Source organism: Paracoccus marinaquae, from assembly GCF_018860165.1.
Lineage (GTDB): Bacteria > Pseudomonadota > Alphaproteobacteria > Rhodobacterales > Rhodobacteraceae > Paracoccus > Paracoccus marinaquae.
Map to the genome: position 1 here is coordinate 1 of NZ_JAHKNG010000055.1, position 16,954 is coordinate 16,954.

13 protein-coding genes and 1 pseudogene are annotated in these 16,954 nt (G+C 65.7%); 6 read left to right on the forward strand and 8 right to left on the reverse strand.

What is annotated here, in order from left to right:
• From KNW02_RS18475 to KNW02_RS18490, 4 genes are all read left to right on the forward strand, one after another.
• On the forward strand, window positions 1–185 hold a 185-nt coding region (locus KNW02_RS18475; RefSeq protein WP_216034689.1), incomplete at its 5' end, for an electron transfer flavoprotein subunit alpha/FixB family protein.
• A 14-nt stretch (window positions 186–199) separates the two neighbouring features.
• Entirely contained in the window at window positions 200–1,963 is a 1,764-nt protein-coding gene (locus KNW02_RS18480) for an acyl-CoA dehydrogenase (RefSeq protein WP_216034690.1), read from the forward strand.
• Between the two features lie 61 nt (window positions 1,964–2,024).
• Window positions 2,025–2,474, forward strand: a complete 450-nt coding sequence (locus tag KNW02_RS18485) for a MaoC family dehydratase (protein WP_216034691.1) — start codon at window positions 2,025–2,027, stop codon at window positions 2,472–2,474.
• Window positions 2,475–2,594: 120 nt separating this feature from the next.
• Entirely contained in the window at window positions 2,595–3,983 is a 1,389-nt protein-coding gene (locus KNW02_RS18490; protein WP_216034692.1) for a solute carrier family 23 protein, read from the forward strand.
• 135 nt (window positions 3,984–4,118) lie between these two features.
• On the opposite strand, the gene KNW02_RS18495 is transcribed toward KNW02_RS18490, so the two are convergent.
• The 3 genes and pseudogenes from KNW02_RS18495 to KNW02_RS18505 form a co-directional block, all read right to left on the reverse strand.
• A complete protein-coding gene (locus KNW02_RS18495; RefSeq protein ID WP_216034693.1) occupies window positions 4,119–7,634 on the reverse strand; it encodes a choice-of-anchor D domain-containing protein in 3,516 nt (1,171 codons plus the stop codon).
• 314 nt (window positions 7,635–7,948) lie between these two features.
• Entirely contained in the window at window positions 7,949–9,037 is a 1,089-nt protein-coding gene (locus KNW02_RS18500; protein WP_216034694.1) for a hypothetical protein, read from the reverse strand.
• A gap of 129 nt (window positions 9,038–9,166) precedes the next feature.
• Window positions 9,167–11,202 (reverse strand): annotated as a pseudogene (locus tag KNW02_RS18505) (oxidoreductase).
• A 125-nt stretch (window positions 11,203–11,327) separates the two neighbouring features.
• Between KNW02_RS18505 and KNW02_RS18510 the strand changes: the two are divergent.
• Together KNW02_RS18510 and KNW02_RS18515 are read left to right on the forward strand one after the other, a co-directional pair.
• Window positions 11,328–12,008, forward strand: coding sequence for a TetR/AcrR family transcriptional regulator (locus KNW02_RS18510; protein WP_216034695.1), 681 nt, complete (start codon window positions 11,328–11,330; stop codon window positions 12,006–12,008).
• Window positions 12,005–12,964: an ornithine cyclodeaminase family protein gene (locus KNW02_RS18515; protein ID WP_216034696.1), complete on the forward strand. Its 960-nt coding sequence runs from the start codon at window positions 12,005–12,007 to the stop codon at window positions 12,962–12,964. The genes KNW02_RS18510 and KNW02_RS18515 overlap by 4 nt, the downstream gene beginning before the upstream one ends.
• Before the next feature lie 297 nt (window positions 12,965–13,261).
• Here the strand turns inward: KNW02_RS18515 and KNW02_RS18520 are convergent, their stop codons facing one another.
• The 5 genes from KNW02_RS18520 to KNW02_RS18540 form a co-directional block, all read right to left on the reverse strand.
• Window positions 13,262–13,471 (reverse strand): hypothetical protein, encoded by a 210-nt coding sequence (locus KNW02_RS18520; protein WP_216034697.1) that lies wholly within the window; start codon window positions 13,469–13,471, stop codon window positions 13,262–13,264.
• A gap of 92 nt (window positions 13,472–13,563) precedes the next feature.
• Complete coding sequence (locus KNW02_RS18525; protein WP_216034700.1) at window positions 13,564–15,264, reverse strand: thiamine pyrophosphate-binding protein; 1,701 nt, start codon at window positions 15,262–15,264, stop codon at window positions 13,564–13,566.
• A gap of 244 nt (window positions 15,265–15,508) precedes the next feature.
• On the reverse strand, window positions 15,509–16,051 hold the full coding sequence (locus KNW02_RS18530; RefSeq protein ID WP_252734087.1) for a penta-EF hand family protein: 543 nt from the start codon (window positions 16,049–16,051) through the stop codon (window positions 15,509–15,511).
• Window positions 16,052–16,098: 47 nt separating this feature from the next.
• Window positions 16,099–16,278, reverse strand: a complete 180-nt coding sequence (locus tag KNW02_RS18535; RefSeq protein ID WP_216034698.1) for a hypothetical protein — start codon at window positions 16,276–16,278, stop codon at window positions 16,099–16,101.
• A 141-nt stretch (window positions 16,279–16,419) separates the two neighbouring features.
• Entirely contained in the window at window positions 16,420–16,668 is a 249-nt protein-coding gene (locus tag KNW02_RS18540; protein ID WP_216034699.1) for a hypothetical protein, read from the reverse strand.
• Window positions 16,669–16,954 lie beyond the last annotated feature (286 nt).

Consider the following 16,954-nt stretch of genomic DNA (forward strand, 5'->3'; position numbering starts at 1 on the left):
TGGCGCCCGAGCTTTACGTGGCCGTCGGCATCTCGGGCGCGATCCAGCACCTGGCCGGGATGAAGGACTCGAAGGTCATCGTCGCCATCAACAAGGACGAGGAAGCCCCGATCTTCCAGATCGCCGATTACGGGCTGGTCGGCGATCTGTTCACCGTGGTCCCGGAACTCACCGGAAAAATGTGAGGGAGAGCAAAGCCATGACCTATACCGCACCGCTGCAGGACATGATCTTCGTTCTGGAAGAGCTTTGCGATCTGGAGGGCGTCGCGGCCCTGCCGGGGCTGGAGGACGCCTCACCCGACATGGTTCGCGCCATTCTCGAGGAAGCCGCGAAATATGCCGGCCAGATCCTCGCCCCGATGAACCGTCCCGGCGATCTGGCGGGTCTGGGCTTCGCCGATGGCAAGGTCACGACGCCCGCCGAATGGAAGCCTGCCTATCAGACCCTGGTCGAGATGGGCTGGAACAGCCCCTCGGCCGATCCGGACCATGGCGGCATGGGGCTGCCGCAACTGGTCAATGCCTGCATCCAGGAGATGTTTCAGGGCGCCAACATGGCCTTCCAGCTGTGCCCGATGCTGACCCAGGGCGCGATCGAGGCGATCGAGGGCTATGCCTCGGATGACCTGAAACACGCCTATCTGCCAAAGCTGGTCAGCGGCGAATGGACCGGCACGATGAACCTGACCGAGCCGCAGGCCGGCTCCGATCTGGCGGCCGTGCGCAGCAAGGCCCTGCCCGAGGGCGACCACTATCGCGTGTCGGGGCAGAAGATTTTCATCACCTATGGCGAGCATGATCTTGCCGGGAACATCATCCATCTGGTGCTGGCCCGCCTGCCGGATGCGCCCGAGGGGGTGAAGGGGATCTCGCTGTTCGTGGTGCCGAAATATCTGGTGAACGCGGACGGCGATCCGGGCGCGCGCAACGATGTGCGCTGCGTCTCGATCGAACACAAGCTGGGCATCCATGCCAGCCCGACCTGCACCCTGTCCTTCGGCGACAATGGCGGCGCCATCGGCTATCTGGTGGGCGAGCCCAATCGCGGGCTGGAATATATGTTCGCGATGATGAACAACGCCCGGCTGAATGTCGGCCTGCAGGGAATCGGCGTGGCCGAACATGCGACCCAGGCGGCGACGGCCTATGCGACCGAGCGCCGGCAGGGCAGGCCCAGTGATGCGTCGAACGGCGAGACGATCATCGGGCATGCGGATGTGCGCAGGATGCTGGCGGTGATGCGCGCCCGCACCGATGCCGCCCGCGGCATCGCCTATCGCGCGGCGCGGTCGCTGGATTTCGCGGCCCGTGCCGGCGAGGCCGAGATCCGCGCCGCCCATCAGCGCCGGGTCGATCTGCTGATCCCCATCGTCAAGGGCTGGTCCACCGAAACCGCGATCGACACCGCCTCGCTGGGGGTGCAGGTCCATGGCGGCATGGGCTATGTCGAGGAAACCGGCGCCGCCCAGCACCTGCGCGACGCCAGGATCACCACGATCTATGAAGGCACGACCGGCATTCAGGCGCTGGATCTGGTCGGGCGCAAGATCCTGCGCGATGGCGGCAAGGCCGCCCGCGAACTGGTCGCCGATATCCGCGCCACGGCGGCTCTGAACGACGCCGAACCTGGCACGCTGGCCGGCGATGCCGCCGATCAGATCGAGGCGATGCTCGACTGGCTTCTCGGGCAGGAGCCGAGGATCGCGCTGGCCGCCGCCTCGAACGTGCTCGAGATGTTCGGGCTGTGCGTGGGTGCATGGGTCATGGCCGATGCCGCCCATGCTGCCGCGGCCCGGATCAGCGCCGGGGAAGACAGCGCCTATCTGCAGGCCAAGCGGCGGCTGGCACGGGTCTATGCGACCCATGTCTTCCCGAGGGCGCGTGCCTGCAGCAGCGCCGCCATGGCCGGAACGGCCGATATTCTGGACCTGCCCGCGGCCGATCTGCAACTGGCGGGCTGAGACAAGGCCCCCTTTCGCTTCGGCCCTTGTGCCTCAAACCCATTTCTTCGGAGAGACGACGATGAACGAGCTTAACGGATACGATATCGAGGATCTGCAGGAAGGCATGTCCGCCAGCTTTTCCAAGACCATCACCGAGGCGGATATCATCCTGTTCGCCGGCGCCTCGGGCGACAACAACGCGATCCACATCAACGAGCAATTCGCCAAGACCACGGCCTTCGGAGGCCGGATCGCGCATGGCTTTCTGACCGCCAGCACCATCTCGGCGGCGATCGCCAACCGGCTACCCGGACCCGGAACGGTCTATATGTCGCAACAGATGAATTTCCTCGCGCCGGTCCGCCCCGGCGATACCGTCGAGGCGACGGTCACGGTGAAGGGCATGGTCCGCGACCGGGCGCGCGTGACCCTGCGGACGGTCTGCAGGGTCAACGATACCGTCGTCGTCGAGGGCGAGGCGCTGGTGAAGGTGACCTCAGCGGCGCGGCGCCTCGCGAAGGCGGGCTGAGGGCAGGCCGAAGCCCACCGCACCCCGGCAGCCATGTCCGCGCCGCCCGGCACCTGACCCCGGCCATCCCGGCCGAAACATCCCATCCCACGCATGTCCGAACAGAGGAGGATTCTCTGAATGCAGCTTTACACCCGATCGGAAGGTGCCGAGCACCCCTATTGGCCCGTCGGGCCCTTCAAGGTCCGCCTGCCGCTGGTTCATTACCGCATCGAGGTTCCCGAGGCGGTGCAGGCACTGATCATGTTTGTCGTCTCGCTGGGGATGATTCCGCTGCTGCAGCAGTATCTGGGCATGCCCTATGAGGCCGCGCTGGCCGGCTGTTTCATCTGCGGCATCGGCTTCATGCTGCCCGCGCTTCTGGGGGTGCCGCTGGTCCCGGGCTGGATCACGCCGGCGATCCCGGTCACGCTGCTGTTCCTTGGCGGCTTCGCACCCGGCCCCGAGGCGGTGCAGGCGATGATCGCGCTGCAACTGATCGTCTTCGTGATCTTCATCGTCTTCGGTCTGACCGGGTTCGGCGCGAAACTGGTCGACATGATCCCCAACTCGCTGAAATCGGGGATCATCATCGGTGCCGGCATCGCCGCGCTGATGGGCGAACTGAAGGTCGGCGGGCGGATCGAGGCCACCCCGATCTCGCTGATCGCGGGGACGCTCATCGCCTTCTACCTGCTGTTCTCGCTGTCCTTCAGGGACGTGATGGCCCGTCATCCGATCGCCAAGCGGATCGGCGATTTCGGCATGGTGCCGGCCATGCTGGTGGCCATGGTGATCGGCTGGGGCGTGGGCGAATATCCGGTGCCCGAGATCGAATGGGGCATCACCCAGCCTGATTTCGGCGCGCTGGCGCAATACAGCATGCTGTCCGTGGGGCTGCCGGGGCTGGACGTCTTCCTGCTGGCCATTCCGACCGCGCTGATCGCCTATGTCGTCGCCTTCGGCGACATCATCGTCGGCAATACGCTGACCGAGCGTGTCGACCATATCCGCACCGACGAGAAGATCGACGACAATGTCAGCCGCATCCACCTCGTCACCGGCATCCGCAACGCGCTGCACGCGGTTCTGGCGCCCTGGCCGGGGCTTGCGGGTCCGCTCTGGACGCCGGTCCACGCCACCGTCGCCGAACGCTATGGCCGCGACCGGAACGCGATGCAGTCTATCTTCTCGGGCGCCGGCACGTTCTGGATCTTCGGCTTCCTCGCGCTCTTCATCCTGCCCTTGGTGACGATCTTCAAACCGGTCCTGCCGATCGCGCTTTCGCTGACCCTGGTCCTGACCGGCTATATCTGCATCATGGTCGGGATCGAGCAGCTGAAGACCTCGACCGAACGCGGGGTCGCCGGGATCGTCGCGGTCGTTCTGGCCATGCCGGATCCGAAATCGACGGTCTATGCCGTTGTCATCGGCGTGATCCTGTATTTCCTGATCGAACGCCGGCGCGCGCCTGTGGCAGAGGGCGTTTCCCCGGATGCCTCACTGTCGCCCGTTGATGCCGAGGGATAAGGCAGACGCCTGGCCTGATCGTAGAAGTCCGACCCCGCGCAAGCGGGGTCGTTCACGTTCAGACAGGCAAATCCCTTCGGCCAGCACCCGGAGATGTCGCGTCGCAACCCGCCGCCCGATCAGGGTCCGGCCGCCTCAGCAATCGTCCCCCTGTTCGTCCCTGCGGCCGTTCTCGTCGCAGTCTTCGTCGAAACAGCAGGGATCGAGGCTCTGCACCCCGCAGCCGTCATCGCAGGGGCCGCAGCCGCAATCATCATCGCAGGCGCATCCTGACTTCCCGGGTTTCGAGTGCGGCCAGACCGTATAGGCCATCAGATCCAGCTTTCGGACCGGCATGTCGGGATCGTCGCTCCTGATGACCAGCTGGACGCATTTCGGGCATTTCTCGGTTGCCTTGTAGCGGATCAGCAGGTTCAGGCACGAGCCCGGATGCAGCACCGCCGGGAAGGGGTTGTTGACCAGCCGCCAGTGCCCGGTCTTGCGATCGAAGCCCACATCCGTGACATGCAGCGCGCATTTGCCGGTGTTGCAGAGGGCGATGGTCCGCTCTCCGACGCAGCAGGCCCTGACCCCGCCGATGCAGGTCGAGCCGGTGATCGTCAGCCGCCCCGACGGGGCCTTGCCGGTCAGCTTGATGGTCTTCTTGCCGGCCGGATCGTCGCTGTCGATGGTGATCGTGCCGGCCTTGGCGCCATGGTCCACGGGCTGGAACCGGACCGGGACATGCACGAAATCGCCCGCGCCGACGACGATCGGGAAGGACATGACATGCGCCACCACGAACTCGGCCGAGGACGAGGTGATCGCTCTGATCGTCAGCGGGCATTTGCCGCTGTTGTTCAGGATCAGCATCCTGTCGGCGAACGAGCCCGGGCAGACCTCGCCGAAATCGCCATGGTCGGGAACGATCACCACCAGTCTTGGCGGTTTGGCCTGGCCCGAGACACGGATGGTCCGGGGGCCTTCGGGATCGTTGCTGAACACGGTGATGACACCGGCCGCGGGACCGAAGCCGCCGGGCTGGAACCGGATCGGCACCTCGACGGAATCGCCCGAGGCAATGGCGATCGGATAGCTGACCACGCCCGGCACGAGGAAATCGCCCGAGGACGAGGTGATGTTGCGGATCGCCAGCGTGCCGAAGCCGCTGTTGCTGAGGACCAGAACCATGTCCTTGTGGCTGCCCGGGCAGACATTCCCGAACTCGCCGCTGTCGGCGATGACGGTCACCAGCCGGGGTTCCAGCCGGACATCCCGCACGGCGATATTGTTGTCATTGGGAACCAGCCGCCAGTCCTCGATCTCCTCGCCGGCGCCGAACTTGTCGGAATTGCTGGGATCGCCCGGGGCCGAGACGATCATCATCATGCTGTCATGCCCCTCGGCATTGGCCACAGGCGTCCAGGCGAAGGGGCCGACGACCACCTCTTCGGCATCGTTGGGCTGGATCGTGCCGGCGCCCAGTTCGGGCGTGGTCATCGGCTGCAGGTCGTCCGGCCAGCTCCGCCCGGCCAGGGGCTTGCTGTGGAAGCCGCGTACGGCCACGTTGTCGGCGGCCGAACTGCCGCGGTTCCGGACCCTGACATAGGCATAGTTGGTGCCAAGCCCCGGCTCCTGATGGCCGGCCAGCCCGTCGGGGGCGCGGCGGTTCCAGATTGCGGCGGCATCGGTAAAATCGGGCAGGTATTCGTATTCGCCGCCCCGACCGTCATCGATATAGACATCGACGATGGGCGGCGCGCCGTCATTCAGGTCCTGCTGTTCGAAGGACCAGGCCAGCACCTTCTCATAGGCGCCGCCGAACAGGCCCTCGGTCGTCCAGTCGCCGGCATCCGCAGTCAGCAGCGCATCGAGAAACAGCGCCGGATCGTTCGGGTTGCTGACCGGCGACAGCGTGCCGACGGCGCGCAGCATCAGATAGGCCGTCATCCGCGCCGCGAACTCGCGCCGCGTCGCCCGCGTCGAGTCCCCGCCGATCGAGCGATAGACCCGGAACATGCAGGTCGACAGGATCTGTTCGCTGCTGTAGGAGCCGACATCGTTCGGACCGTCCCAGCCCCAGCCGGCGGCCACCGTGCGATCCGATCGTCTCAGCCCGCCCGGAAACGGAAACGGCGCCAGAGCGAAACGGTCGATGGCACCGCCATTATGCCATTCCGACAGATAATCGTTCAGGATCATAGCGAAACTGTCGCCGGCACTGTGCGCGAAGCCGAAATTCGCCGAACTCACATGGTCATAAAGGATGCCGTGCCCGCCCAGTTCGTGCAGCACGACGCCCCAGTCGCAGGCGATGCCGACATTGCCGCCCGTGGAATCGATCAGGCCATAGCAGGTATGGGCGATGCCGTCGCCGTCACCGATGCAATGGGCGTTGACCGCGCCGTTGAAGCCGCGGTGATCGACGTCGATCGGAAAGCTGGTGCCGTCGAAATAGCTGCCGAGGGGAAAGCCCAGGCTTTCGACCAGCCGGAAGAAGCGGTCGTTATGGAAATAGGCGTTCACCGCGCTGAACTCATCCGTTCGCGCGCTGAAGTCGAAATCCGCCCCCGCCGGCCGTGTCGGTGCGGCAATCGCCGGGGGATCGACCTCGACCACCCTGACCAGATTGCCCGACAGTGCCTGGGTTCCGCCCACCGGCGGATCCAGCCCTTCCAGCACCACATCGTCGCGCAAGGGGTTCAGGACCGCGTTGCCCTGGGTCGCGTCATTGCCGTTGCTGCCGGTGCTGGTGATCGGGTCATAGGTGAAGACCAGCCCGTTTGCCCCCGAGGCCAGCGCCCGCAGGTACAGCACGGCATGGGTCTGGATATCGACCAGCAGGCGCCAGTTCATGCGCAGGCCGCGATAGGGAAAGCGGACCACCAGTTCGGCCACGAAACGCCAGTCGCCGTCCTTGATCGATTTCGGCACGGGTGGCAGCGGCAGGATCGGAGTTTCACGCTCCTCGCTGTCGCCCGCATCGTCGCGGCGCCTGGCGGGATCCTGAACGGGGTGATCGTAGAGGCGCTTTTCGGTCTCGTAGCGATAGACCTGAAACCGCCCGCGGATCAGGGTCGGCACCCCCTTGCCATCGCCGTATTTGCGCTCGGCCTCGATCGCGGCGCCCAGGATATCATCCAGCAACGAGCCGGCCTGTGCCGCAGCCGCCTTGGTGCCGGCCTCCTTCGGGCCGGGGGCGTCGGGATCCGTCTTCTCCCCGCCGGCGAAAAGGATGCGAAACGGCGCAAGCTCCCTTGGCTGCGGCAGGGGCGCGTCGATTCCGCGGGCGCCGGTGTCGGTCATCGACAGGATGCGCGCGTCGTCATCCTTGACCGTCACGGTGATGCCGGCCCCCCAGACCGGGGTGTTGTGATAGGTCTGGCGATAGACGAAGGTGGTCGTGTCGAAGAAGGTCTTCCGGTCGCTGAGGCGATACTGGACGCCCTTTTCCTCGGGCGCGTGAAAACTCGCCGGGCGATCGAGATCACTCAGTTCTTCCGGCGGAATGCCAAGCCGCATCGCCATGGAGCGAAGAAAGGACTTCGGGCCTTGCCGCGCCCGGTCCTTCATGGCCTCGGAAGGGTGATCCCCGAAATTGACCGAGCGGATCCGGTCGCCATCGTCACGTGTCACCGTGGCGTTCAGATCCTTGTCGTGTGTTCTGTGCATGAAAACTCTCCTGGATACCAAGGCTTTCGCTCGACCAAGCGGGAGACGAAGGCCATATCACCGTCACGCATAAAGTCGCAAACTCCTGTGCGAATAATACGGCGCTGCATTTCCATTTTAAATATACATACCGAACGATTCGCAAGATAAATAATATTTACCTTATTATCTCGTTTAATTTTAATATGTGAATAAGATATAGACTTCAGGTACGCGGCCTTTGCGGATAGGCGCCGACCTCGCTCATCCGCGCCGGAGACAAGCCCCAAGATGGGTGCCGCATTGTGGGCTGGGCTGAACGCCTGGCCCGCGCCTCAGTCGTCAGCCTTTAGCCTGGCCGCGTATCTGGGTTCCTTGTAGAAGTCGTCGCGGTCCATCAGGTTGTATGGCAGGTCCTTCCCCCGACCCATGATGTCCCTCGCGTGCTCGTCGCCGATCTTCCACACGCCCTGCTCGGTCGAACGCAGCTTTGCCGCTGTATTCATGACGATATTTCTTTTCTGCATGATTGCCTGCTCGTTGCCGAAATCCGCCTCGCCAGCGGCGACAACCTCATCGACTCCAGCATCGAGCAGGCTGTCGACCTTCTGCTTCACATCGCGCCACAGCGCCTCGTTCATCTTGTCCTCGAACAGCGCCTCGACCGCATCGCGGGCGCCACGCCAGTTTTCCATCAGGACCGGCAGCCGCGCCTTCAGTAATTCGATGAAATTCGCATGTTCTTGCATGAATTCCATCTCCTGCGCATCTGTCCCCGAAAGGGCATTCAGTTCGATCTCGATCTGCTCAAATTCGTCCATGATCCCGTTTATGAACCGCAGGCTGGCATTGAGTGTCGGTTTGTACCCATGCTCAAACTTAAGGTTCATTGGCGTCGGCAATAACAGAAGTTTACCGACTGTCACTGAAAATGTTTTTAATATAGATGCGTGTTTCTTCATATATTGCGTACGATGGGCAATTCGGTAAATGTGAGGGTCGGCTTGCACCGAGCCGGTGTTCCCCGCGTCGTTTTCAAGGATGCCCAGGGGATGGAAACGGAATTCCGCCTCGGTCCAATACCCGCCGCCGGCCTCGCTTTGCGCGATCTCCCGTTCCGTGGTTTCATTGGCCCGAGACTCGTCATGATGCTCGCCGACGACATTGAGGCGGTCCTTGCTCAGCAGTTTCGGCTGCAGCGGCGGCGTCGTCGCTGCGCTGGCCGGGCTGCGTGTCACGGTCGCCTTCGCCAGCTGCGAATACTCAGACAGCTGAGAAACGGTCGGGCTGCTGTCGGCCAGCCTTTGCAGATCCGTGCGCCTTGCGACTGCCGGCGCCGCCCCGCTGTGGCCAGTCCGGCGTGCGTGACGGATATGTGTTCTGTCGCCGCCTGACGTCCGGGTCTTGCCTTCGGGGATTCTCATGGCGCCGTCCTTCGATGTTCCGACAACCATAGCAGGAATCACCGGCAGTTGGCCCTGGATATTCGGGGCCCATGACGGGTTCAGCGCCGGAGAGGGCGGGACCCGCCACGGTCCCGGTCGCGCGTCCTTTCAGATGTTCTTCATCAGGCGCAGCGCGTCATAGATCGCCGCATGAGTGTTCCGGGCGGCGACGGCATCGCCGATGCGGAACAGCCGATAGGTGCCGGCGGGGTTGCGGCCGAGGCTTTGCGGGCGGCCCGCGATCAGCGCCTCGTAATCGACCGCGCCCAGATTGACCGAGCCGGCGCGCAGGTCGAAATAGAGATCGTCAAGCGGCCGGGTGCCGTGATTCACCACCACCTGATCGACCTGCCGCATGCGCGTCACGCCGCCGTAATCGCTGCCGATGATTGCCGCCAGCCCGTTGCCGTCGCGCCTCACCGCATCCAGCTTCCAGGTCACGGTGAAGGTCACGTCCTGGCCTTGCAGGGCGCGCATGAAGGGCGTCAGTGACATCGCCATGACCTCGGAGGCCAGGCTGCGGTCGCGGGTCATGACCTCGACCCTGGCGCCCGCTCCGGCGATCTTCTCGGCCGCCTGCAGCCCGGCGTAGTCGCCGGCATCGTCATAGATCAGCACGTTGCGGCCGGGCTGGGCGTCGCCCGACAGGATATCCCAGGCCGAGACCACGAGGTCGTTGCCCGCAGCCAGAACCTCGGTATGGGGCAGCCCGCCGGTTGCGATGACCACTACATCCGGGGCCTCGGCCAGGACGGCCGCGGCGTCGGCAAGGTTGTTGAAGCGGAAGCCGACGCCCAGCCGGGCACATTCGGACATGCGCCACTGGATGATCTGCATCATCTCGGCCCGGCGCGGACTTTGCGCGGTCAGGCGGATCTGGCCGCCGGCGTCATTCGCCGCTTCAAGCACGATCACCTCATGGCCGCGCTCGGCGGCGACGCGCGCGGCCTCGACGCCCGCGGGGCCGGCGCCCACGATCACCACACGGCGCGTTTCGCGGGCCTTGCGGATCATGTGCGGCTGTTCAAGCTCGCGCCCGGTGGCCGGGTTGTGCAGGCACAGCGCCATGCCGCCCTGATAGATGCGGTCGAGGCAGTAGTTGGCGCCGACGCAGGGGCGGATGCGGTCTTCCTCGCCGCGCAGGATCTTGGCGACGATATGCGGGTCGGCCATATGCGCGCGTGTCATGCCGACCATGTCCAGCTTGCCGCTGGCGATGGCGTGGCGGGCGGTGGCGACATCCTGAATCTTGGCGGCATGGAAGGTCGGAAAGCCGGTCGCGGCCCGCATCTCTCCGGCGAAATCCAGATGCGGCGCGCTGCGCATGCCCTGTACCGGGATCACATCGGTCAGCCCGGCATCGGTGTCGATATGGCCGCGGATGACATTCAGGAAATCGACCATGCCGCTGTCCTTCAGCCGGCGCGAGATCTCCAGCCCGTCGGCCTTCGTCAGCCCGCCGGGCAGATCCTCGTCGGCGGTATAGCGGATGCCGACGATGAAACCGTTGCCGACCCGCGCGCGGATCGCCCCGAGCGTGTCGAAGGTGAAGCGCAGCCGGTTCTCGAGGCTGCCGCCATAGGGGCCGTCCAACTCGTTGGTCAGCGGCGACCAGAACTGGTCCATCAGATGCCCGTAGGCCTGCAACTCGATCCCGTCGAGGCCGGCATCCTTCATCCGCTCGGCCGCGTCGGCATAGTCCTCGATGATGCGGGCGATGTCCCAATCCTCAATCTTCTTCGGAAAGGCCTTGTGGGCGACCTCGCGCTCGTGTCCCGGCGCCACCACCGGCAGCCAGTCGGCCTTGTCCCAGCGGTCCTGCGGCCCAGATGGGTCAGCTGGATCATCACCGCGCAGTCATGCTCATGCACCTCGTCGGCAAGCTGCCGCATCCAGCCGACGACCTCGTCCTTCCAGACGAGGATATTGTTGAAGACCGGCGGGCTGTCCCGCGCGACCGAGGCCGAGCCTGCCGTCATCGTCATCGCCACCCCGGCCCGTGCCCGCTCGACATGATAGGCGCGATAGCGCGCGGTCGGCATGCCGTCCTCGGGATAGGCGGGTTCGTGGCTGGTGATGATCAGCCGGTTCTTCAGGGCAAGATGTTTCAGCCTGTAGGGTTGGAAAAGCGGGTCGCTTGACATGGCTGGCCTCCCTGCTGCGGGCGAAATTCGCAAAACTAGACACATATGTCAATAATGAAGTCATAACTGTATATTTTCTTGCCCCGAGCGCCGCCCTGGGCTATCCCTTCTGCATGAGCGAACGGATGGACATTCAGGCTGAGGCCGAGGCCGAGGCTGCCTCTGGCTGGCGCGGATCGCGCGAGCTGTGGCTGCAGGCGGCAAAGCAGGCCTTCCTGGACTCGGGCCTCGACGCGGTGAAGATCCAGCCGCTGGCGGCGCGGCTGCATATCTCGCGCGCCAGCTTCTACTGGTTCTTCAAGGACCGGAATGCGCTGCTTGAGGCGCTGCTGGCGGACTGGCAGGCCAAGAATACCGGCGCCTTCATCGATGCCTGCGCCGCCTATGCCGAGACCATCGCCGAGGCGATGCTGAACCTGATCGCCGTTTTCCACGACGAGGCGCTGTTCGAGCCGCAACTGGATTTCGCCGTGCGCGGCTGGGCGCATCAATCCGGCGCGGTCATGGCGCGGGTCAATGCCGAGGACGAGGCGCGCCTCGGCGCGATCCGGGCGTTGTTTCTGCGCTTCGGCTTCGCCCCCGAGGATGCCGATGTCCGCGCCCGCACCGTCTATCTGGTGCAGATCGGCTATATCTCGATGCAGGTCCGCGAGGAACGCGGCCCCCGCATGGCCCGCGTACCGGGCTATGTCCGGATCTATTGCGGCCAGGACCCGACCCCGGGCGAGATCGCCCGCTTCCACGCAAGGCTCGGATACGAGACCACCACGAACCGCCCCGCAGAACCAGCCCGAGGACCTTCATGAGCATCCGGCAGATTTCATATGACGAGATGATTGGCCAACTTGCCTGGCCTGAGGCGGTCGAGGCCCTGCGCGCCGGCCACCTCCTGCCCCGGGCGCAGGTGGCGGACATGTTTCTCGGCCCCGCCGAGGGCACCCTGCTCAGCCGCGGCGCCTTTATCGAGGGCTTAGGCTTCGGGGTGAAATCGGTCACGATCTTCGACCGCAACGCCGCCGAAGGGTTTCCGACCGTGCAGGGCGCGATGCAGGTCTTCGGGCCGCGCAATGGCCAGCTTGAGGCCATTGTCGAAAGCCGGCTGGTGACCGAGATCAAGACGGCGGCGGATTCGGTTCTGGGCGCGCGGCTGCTGGCCCGCCCGGACAGTCGGCACCTGCTGGTGGTCGGCGCCGGCACGGTCGCGCGCAGCCTGATCGGCGCCTATCGCGCGCTGTTCCCGCAGCTTGAACGTATCTCGGTCTGGGCCCGCCGCCCCGATCAGGCGAAGGCACTGGCCGAGGATTTTGGCGCAAGTCCCGTCCCGGTCGCCGCCGTCCCCGATCTGGCCGCGGCCGCAGCGACCGCCGACATCGTCACCAGCGCCACCATGGCGCGCCAGCCGATCCTGCATGGCGCCTGGATTCGCCCGGGCGCCCATATCGACCTGATCGGCGCCTACAAGTCCGACATGCGCGAGGCGGATGATGCGCTGATCTCCGGTTGCAGGCTGTTTGTCGACAACCGCGAAACGACCATCGGCCATATCGGCGAGTTGATGATTCCGATTGCAAACGGGATCATTTCCCCCGAGGCGGTGCGGGCGGATCTGTATGACCTGATCGCGGACGCGGCACCCGGCCGCCTTGCGCCCGGCGACATCACCGTCTTCAAGAATGGCGGCGGCGCGCATCTCGACCTGATGATTGCGCGCTATATTGCGGGCAAGGACAGCCCGCCGGTGGCGGAGCGCCGTCCGGGTTAGGCTTGCGCAGGGCGCGCCTCGACACGCATCGGCCCGTTCGGAATGTGAGGGATCAGCCTCAGGCCAATCTTGCCCGGCGGCCTTATCGCCGCCGGGCGCGGGGTCACGGCTGGTCTGCCAGCAGCAACGCGACCCCGGTCACCGATCCAGCCAGGCGACGCCGTTCGGAAGGGTGAGGGCGCGGCCCATGGAATGACGCAACCAATCTCACGATCAACCAACGCGACATGCTTGCCGGGGCCAGCCCGGTGCCAGAGACGTGCGCCGGACCTGGCCCGGCGCACCAGGTGCTGCAGGTCAATTGCCGCCCAAGCCGATATTGAAGCCGTCCTTCGCCAGTTGCTCTCGAATGTGCTGGAACCGCTGGTACTGCGTAAGCGTCATCGGACCGGCATAGGCTTCGCTCTGAAGCTTGCGCGGAGGATACTGAACGTAGGTCTTCATGAGTTCGGAGATTTCGTCACCGATCACTGGCAGGTACCATGTGTGTTCGGTGAAGTTCGACATGAAGATGTCATAGCGTTCCTGCGGATCGGCGAGCAGGTCGAAGATCTGGGGAACGGTGGCGACGTAGCTCTCCGACCCCTTCAGCCTTGCAGTTATCGCACCGTCTGCCGCGCCCTGGCCGCCTCGCGCAGCGCGGTGATGGTGGTCCGGGACGAGATCTGTTCGGGATCGGTCACCAGTTCGATCACCGCCGGGCGGTTCGCGGCCCGCGCGCGCTGGAAGGCGGGCGCGAAATCCTCGGTGCGGGTGACGCGCTCGGCATGGGCGCCCAGGCCCTCGGCCATGCGGCACAGATCCGCGTGGCGCAGGGTGGTGCCCGAGATCCGCCCGGGATGCTCGCGTTCCTGATGCATGCGGATGGTGCCGTAGATGCCGTTGTTGAACAGGATCACGATCGGCCTGCCGCCATATTGCGCCGCCGTCGCCAGTTCATTGGCGCTCATCATGAAGCCGCCATCGCCGACGAAGGCCAGCACCAGCCGCTCGGGCTGCAGCAGCGAGGCGGCGACCGCGGCGGGCACCGCATAGCCCATGGCGCCGCAGGTCGATCCCACCACTCGCCCGGGCCGGCCAAAGCGCAGGAAGCGCTGCGCCCAGCCGGTATGGTTGCCCGCATCCAGCGTCACCACCAGATCGTCGGGCAGGCTGTCCCGCAGCTGCGCCAGCGCCACGCCGGGATCGAGCGCCCAGTCACCGTCCGTCGGCGTCTCGGTATCGGCCAGATAATCGCCATGCAGCGTGGCGCACCAGTCTGCCCACTGCGCGCCGCGTCCCAGATCGCAGCCGTCAAGCGCCGCGGCGGCGGCCTCAGGGCAGCAGGCCAGCCCCAGTTCCGGCGCATAGACGCGGCCGATCTCGTCCGCGTCGGCATGCAGATGCACAAGGCGCGGGCGCGGGGTCGGGGCGTCGATCCGGCTGTAGCCCTGGGTCGTCATCTCGCCCAGACGCGCGCCGATGACCAGCAGCAGGTCGGCCTCGGCCAGCCGCCGGTAGAGCATCGGTCCGGTGACGGTGCCGAACTCGCCGGCATAGACCGGCGAGAGGTTGTGAACGATGTCCTGACGGCGGAACGAGCAGCTGACCGGAATGCTGTTGGCCTCGGCAAAGCGGGTGATCGCGGCGGCGCTGGCATTGTCCCAGCCGGACCCGCCCAGCAGCATCAGCGGGCGTTCGGCGCTGGCGACGGCGGCCCTGATGCGCGCGACATCCGCGGCCGAGATCTGCGCGCCGGTGGCCGCGTAGGGCCGCGCGTCGGGCACCGCCACGCGGTCGGTCAGCATGTCCTCGGGCAGGGCGATCACCACCGGACCCGGGCGCCCCGAGGTGGCCACACGAAAGGCGCGGGCGATGTATTCGGGGATCCGGCGCGCATCCTCGATCTGGGTCGCCCATTTCGCGACGGTGCCGAACATGGCGCGGTAATCGACCTCCTGAAAGGCTTCGCGGTCGGTCGTTCCACGGGCGATCTGGCCCACCAGCAGGATCATCGGCGTGCTGTCCTGCCGGGCGATATGCACGCCGATCGCGGCATGGCAGGCGCCGGGGCCGCGGGTGACCATGCAGATGCCGGGCCTGCCGGTCAGCTTGCCGTAAGCCTCGGCCATGTCGGCCGCGCCCGCCTCGTGCCGCGCATTGATCAGGGCGAACCGGTCGCGCCGGTCATGCAGCGCATCCAGCACCTCGAGATAGCTTTCGCCGGGCACGCAATAGGCGGTGTCGGCCCCGTGGATCAGCAGCTGGTCAACAAGGATCTGCCCGCCGCTGCGGGTCTGCGGTTCGGGCAGGGTCGTCATCATCGCGTCTCCGGGGATGGACGGCTTGCGGTTGGTGCGGGCCTTCCGGCGAGGCAGGGCCAGTGCCGCCCGGTCGCGCCGATCAGCCTCACCGGCCGGCCGGGCTGGTTGAAGCAGAGCGAGTCCGCGCATAGCACCGGAACCTGCCCGAGATCCAGCCTGCCGAAGAAGCGACGCAGCAATGCCGCCACCCGTTCCGACCGGGTTCCGACCCGGGGCAGCATGGTCCCCGGGTCGGGTGGGGTCAGTTTCCGGACGGCGTTTCCGCCCCGGTTTCCGCCCCGGTTTCCCCCGATGCGCCGGGCATCATCCGCCGCCTTTCCATGCGCTGCGCGGGGGCGGCCATTTCCTCACCGGTGATCCGGCCGTCGCCATCGGCATCGAGATACTGGAACCGGTCCACGGTCAGATCCCGGATCATTGCCGCGTGCAGCGCCTCGAACTCGGCTAGGGACAGGGCGCCGTCGGCATCGGCGTCGAATTCGGCCAGACGCGCCTGCATCGCCGCGTGGGCGGCCATCATGTCGCCGTCGATCATCATGCGCATCATGGCGCCGTCCATCATGCCCATGCCACCCCCCTGATGGGCGCCCATCATGCCGGGATTCATGCCCGCGCCCATCATCTGGCCGTGCATTTTCATCATGGTCTGCATCATGTCCTGCATCGTGCCGGCCTCGCCGGCGGTGCCCGGGGCGCCGTGACCATGATCGCTGTCGGCAAGGGCAAGCCCAGGCGCGGCCAGCATGAGGATCATCGCGGTGGCGGATGTCGTGATCGGTTTCATTGCAACAGGTCCTTTGTCGCTGTCTTGCATTCCGCTGGTCCGGGCTTTCACCCCCGGCCGCAGCAGCAGCCACCCTTGGCAGGCAGCGGCGCAGGTTCGGCGGTCGGGGTCCTTTCGACCTCTGCCGCCGGCGCCTTGCCCGCCTTTGCCGTGCCGCCGCAGCAGCCGACAGGCTGATCGGAGGCCGCGCTGGAATGCGGGTTCGGGATCGATACGGTCTTGTCCATGTCTTTCAGTCCTTTTCTCGGGAGGGTCTTGTGGTAGACGCCGGTGAGAACGGGGCATTACACCCCTGATGGATCGCCGGGATCCGTCGTCCCTCGAAAAAGAGTGCGTGCAGGGTCATGGGCCGCACAGGCGGCGTCAGGCTATGCCCGCCGGGGCGGACGGAAGAGTCCATAGCTTGGCGTGGCCGGCGCGACATCGCCCGCGATAGCCGCGCGGAAACCCTGCGCCTTTGGTGCTGTCAGCCGCAGGCCCGCAGCCTCGGCAGGGGCAAGGCATGTCGCCGCCGCCGCGCAATGCCCGCTGGCGGGATCGACCGAATTCGCCGAATGGGCGGCATGGGCCGGATCCGCCATCGCCGGCATGCTGGCCTGCGCTGGTGTGTTGGCCAAGGTTGCCTGTGGATGGAACGCGCCACCGACGCCGAGGAACAGCGTCAGCGCGACCAACGCAAGGGCGCGGACCAGCGGGAACGACGATGATATGGGCCGGGCTCGATTCACGTCCGCATTCTCCTGACAGGGCCAGCCAAGCAGAACCCCCCGGGACGCGTCTTGATTTTCCATGTATCGGATACAAACCACCGGCTTTCAGCCGGTCCGCTTCAGCGTTTTTGTCGATGATCTCCTCTCCCGGATTTGAAGCCGCCAGAGGCGGTATGGCTTCAAATCCGGGAGA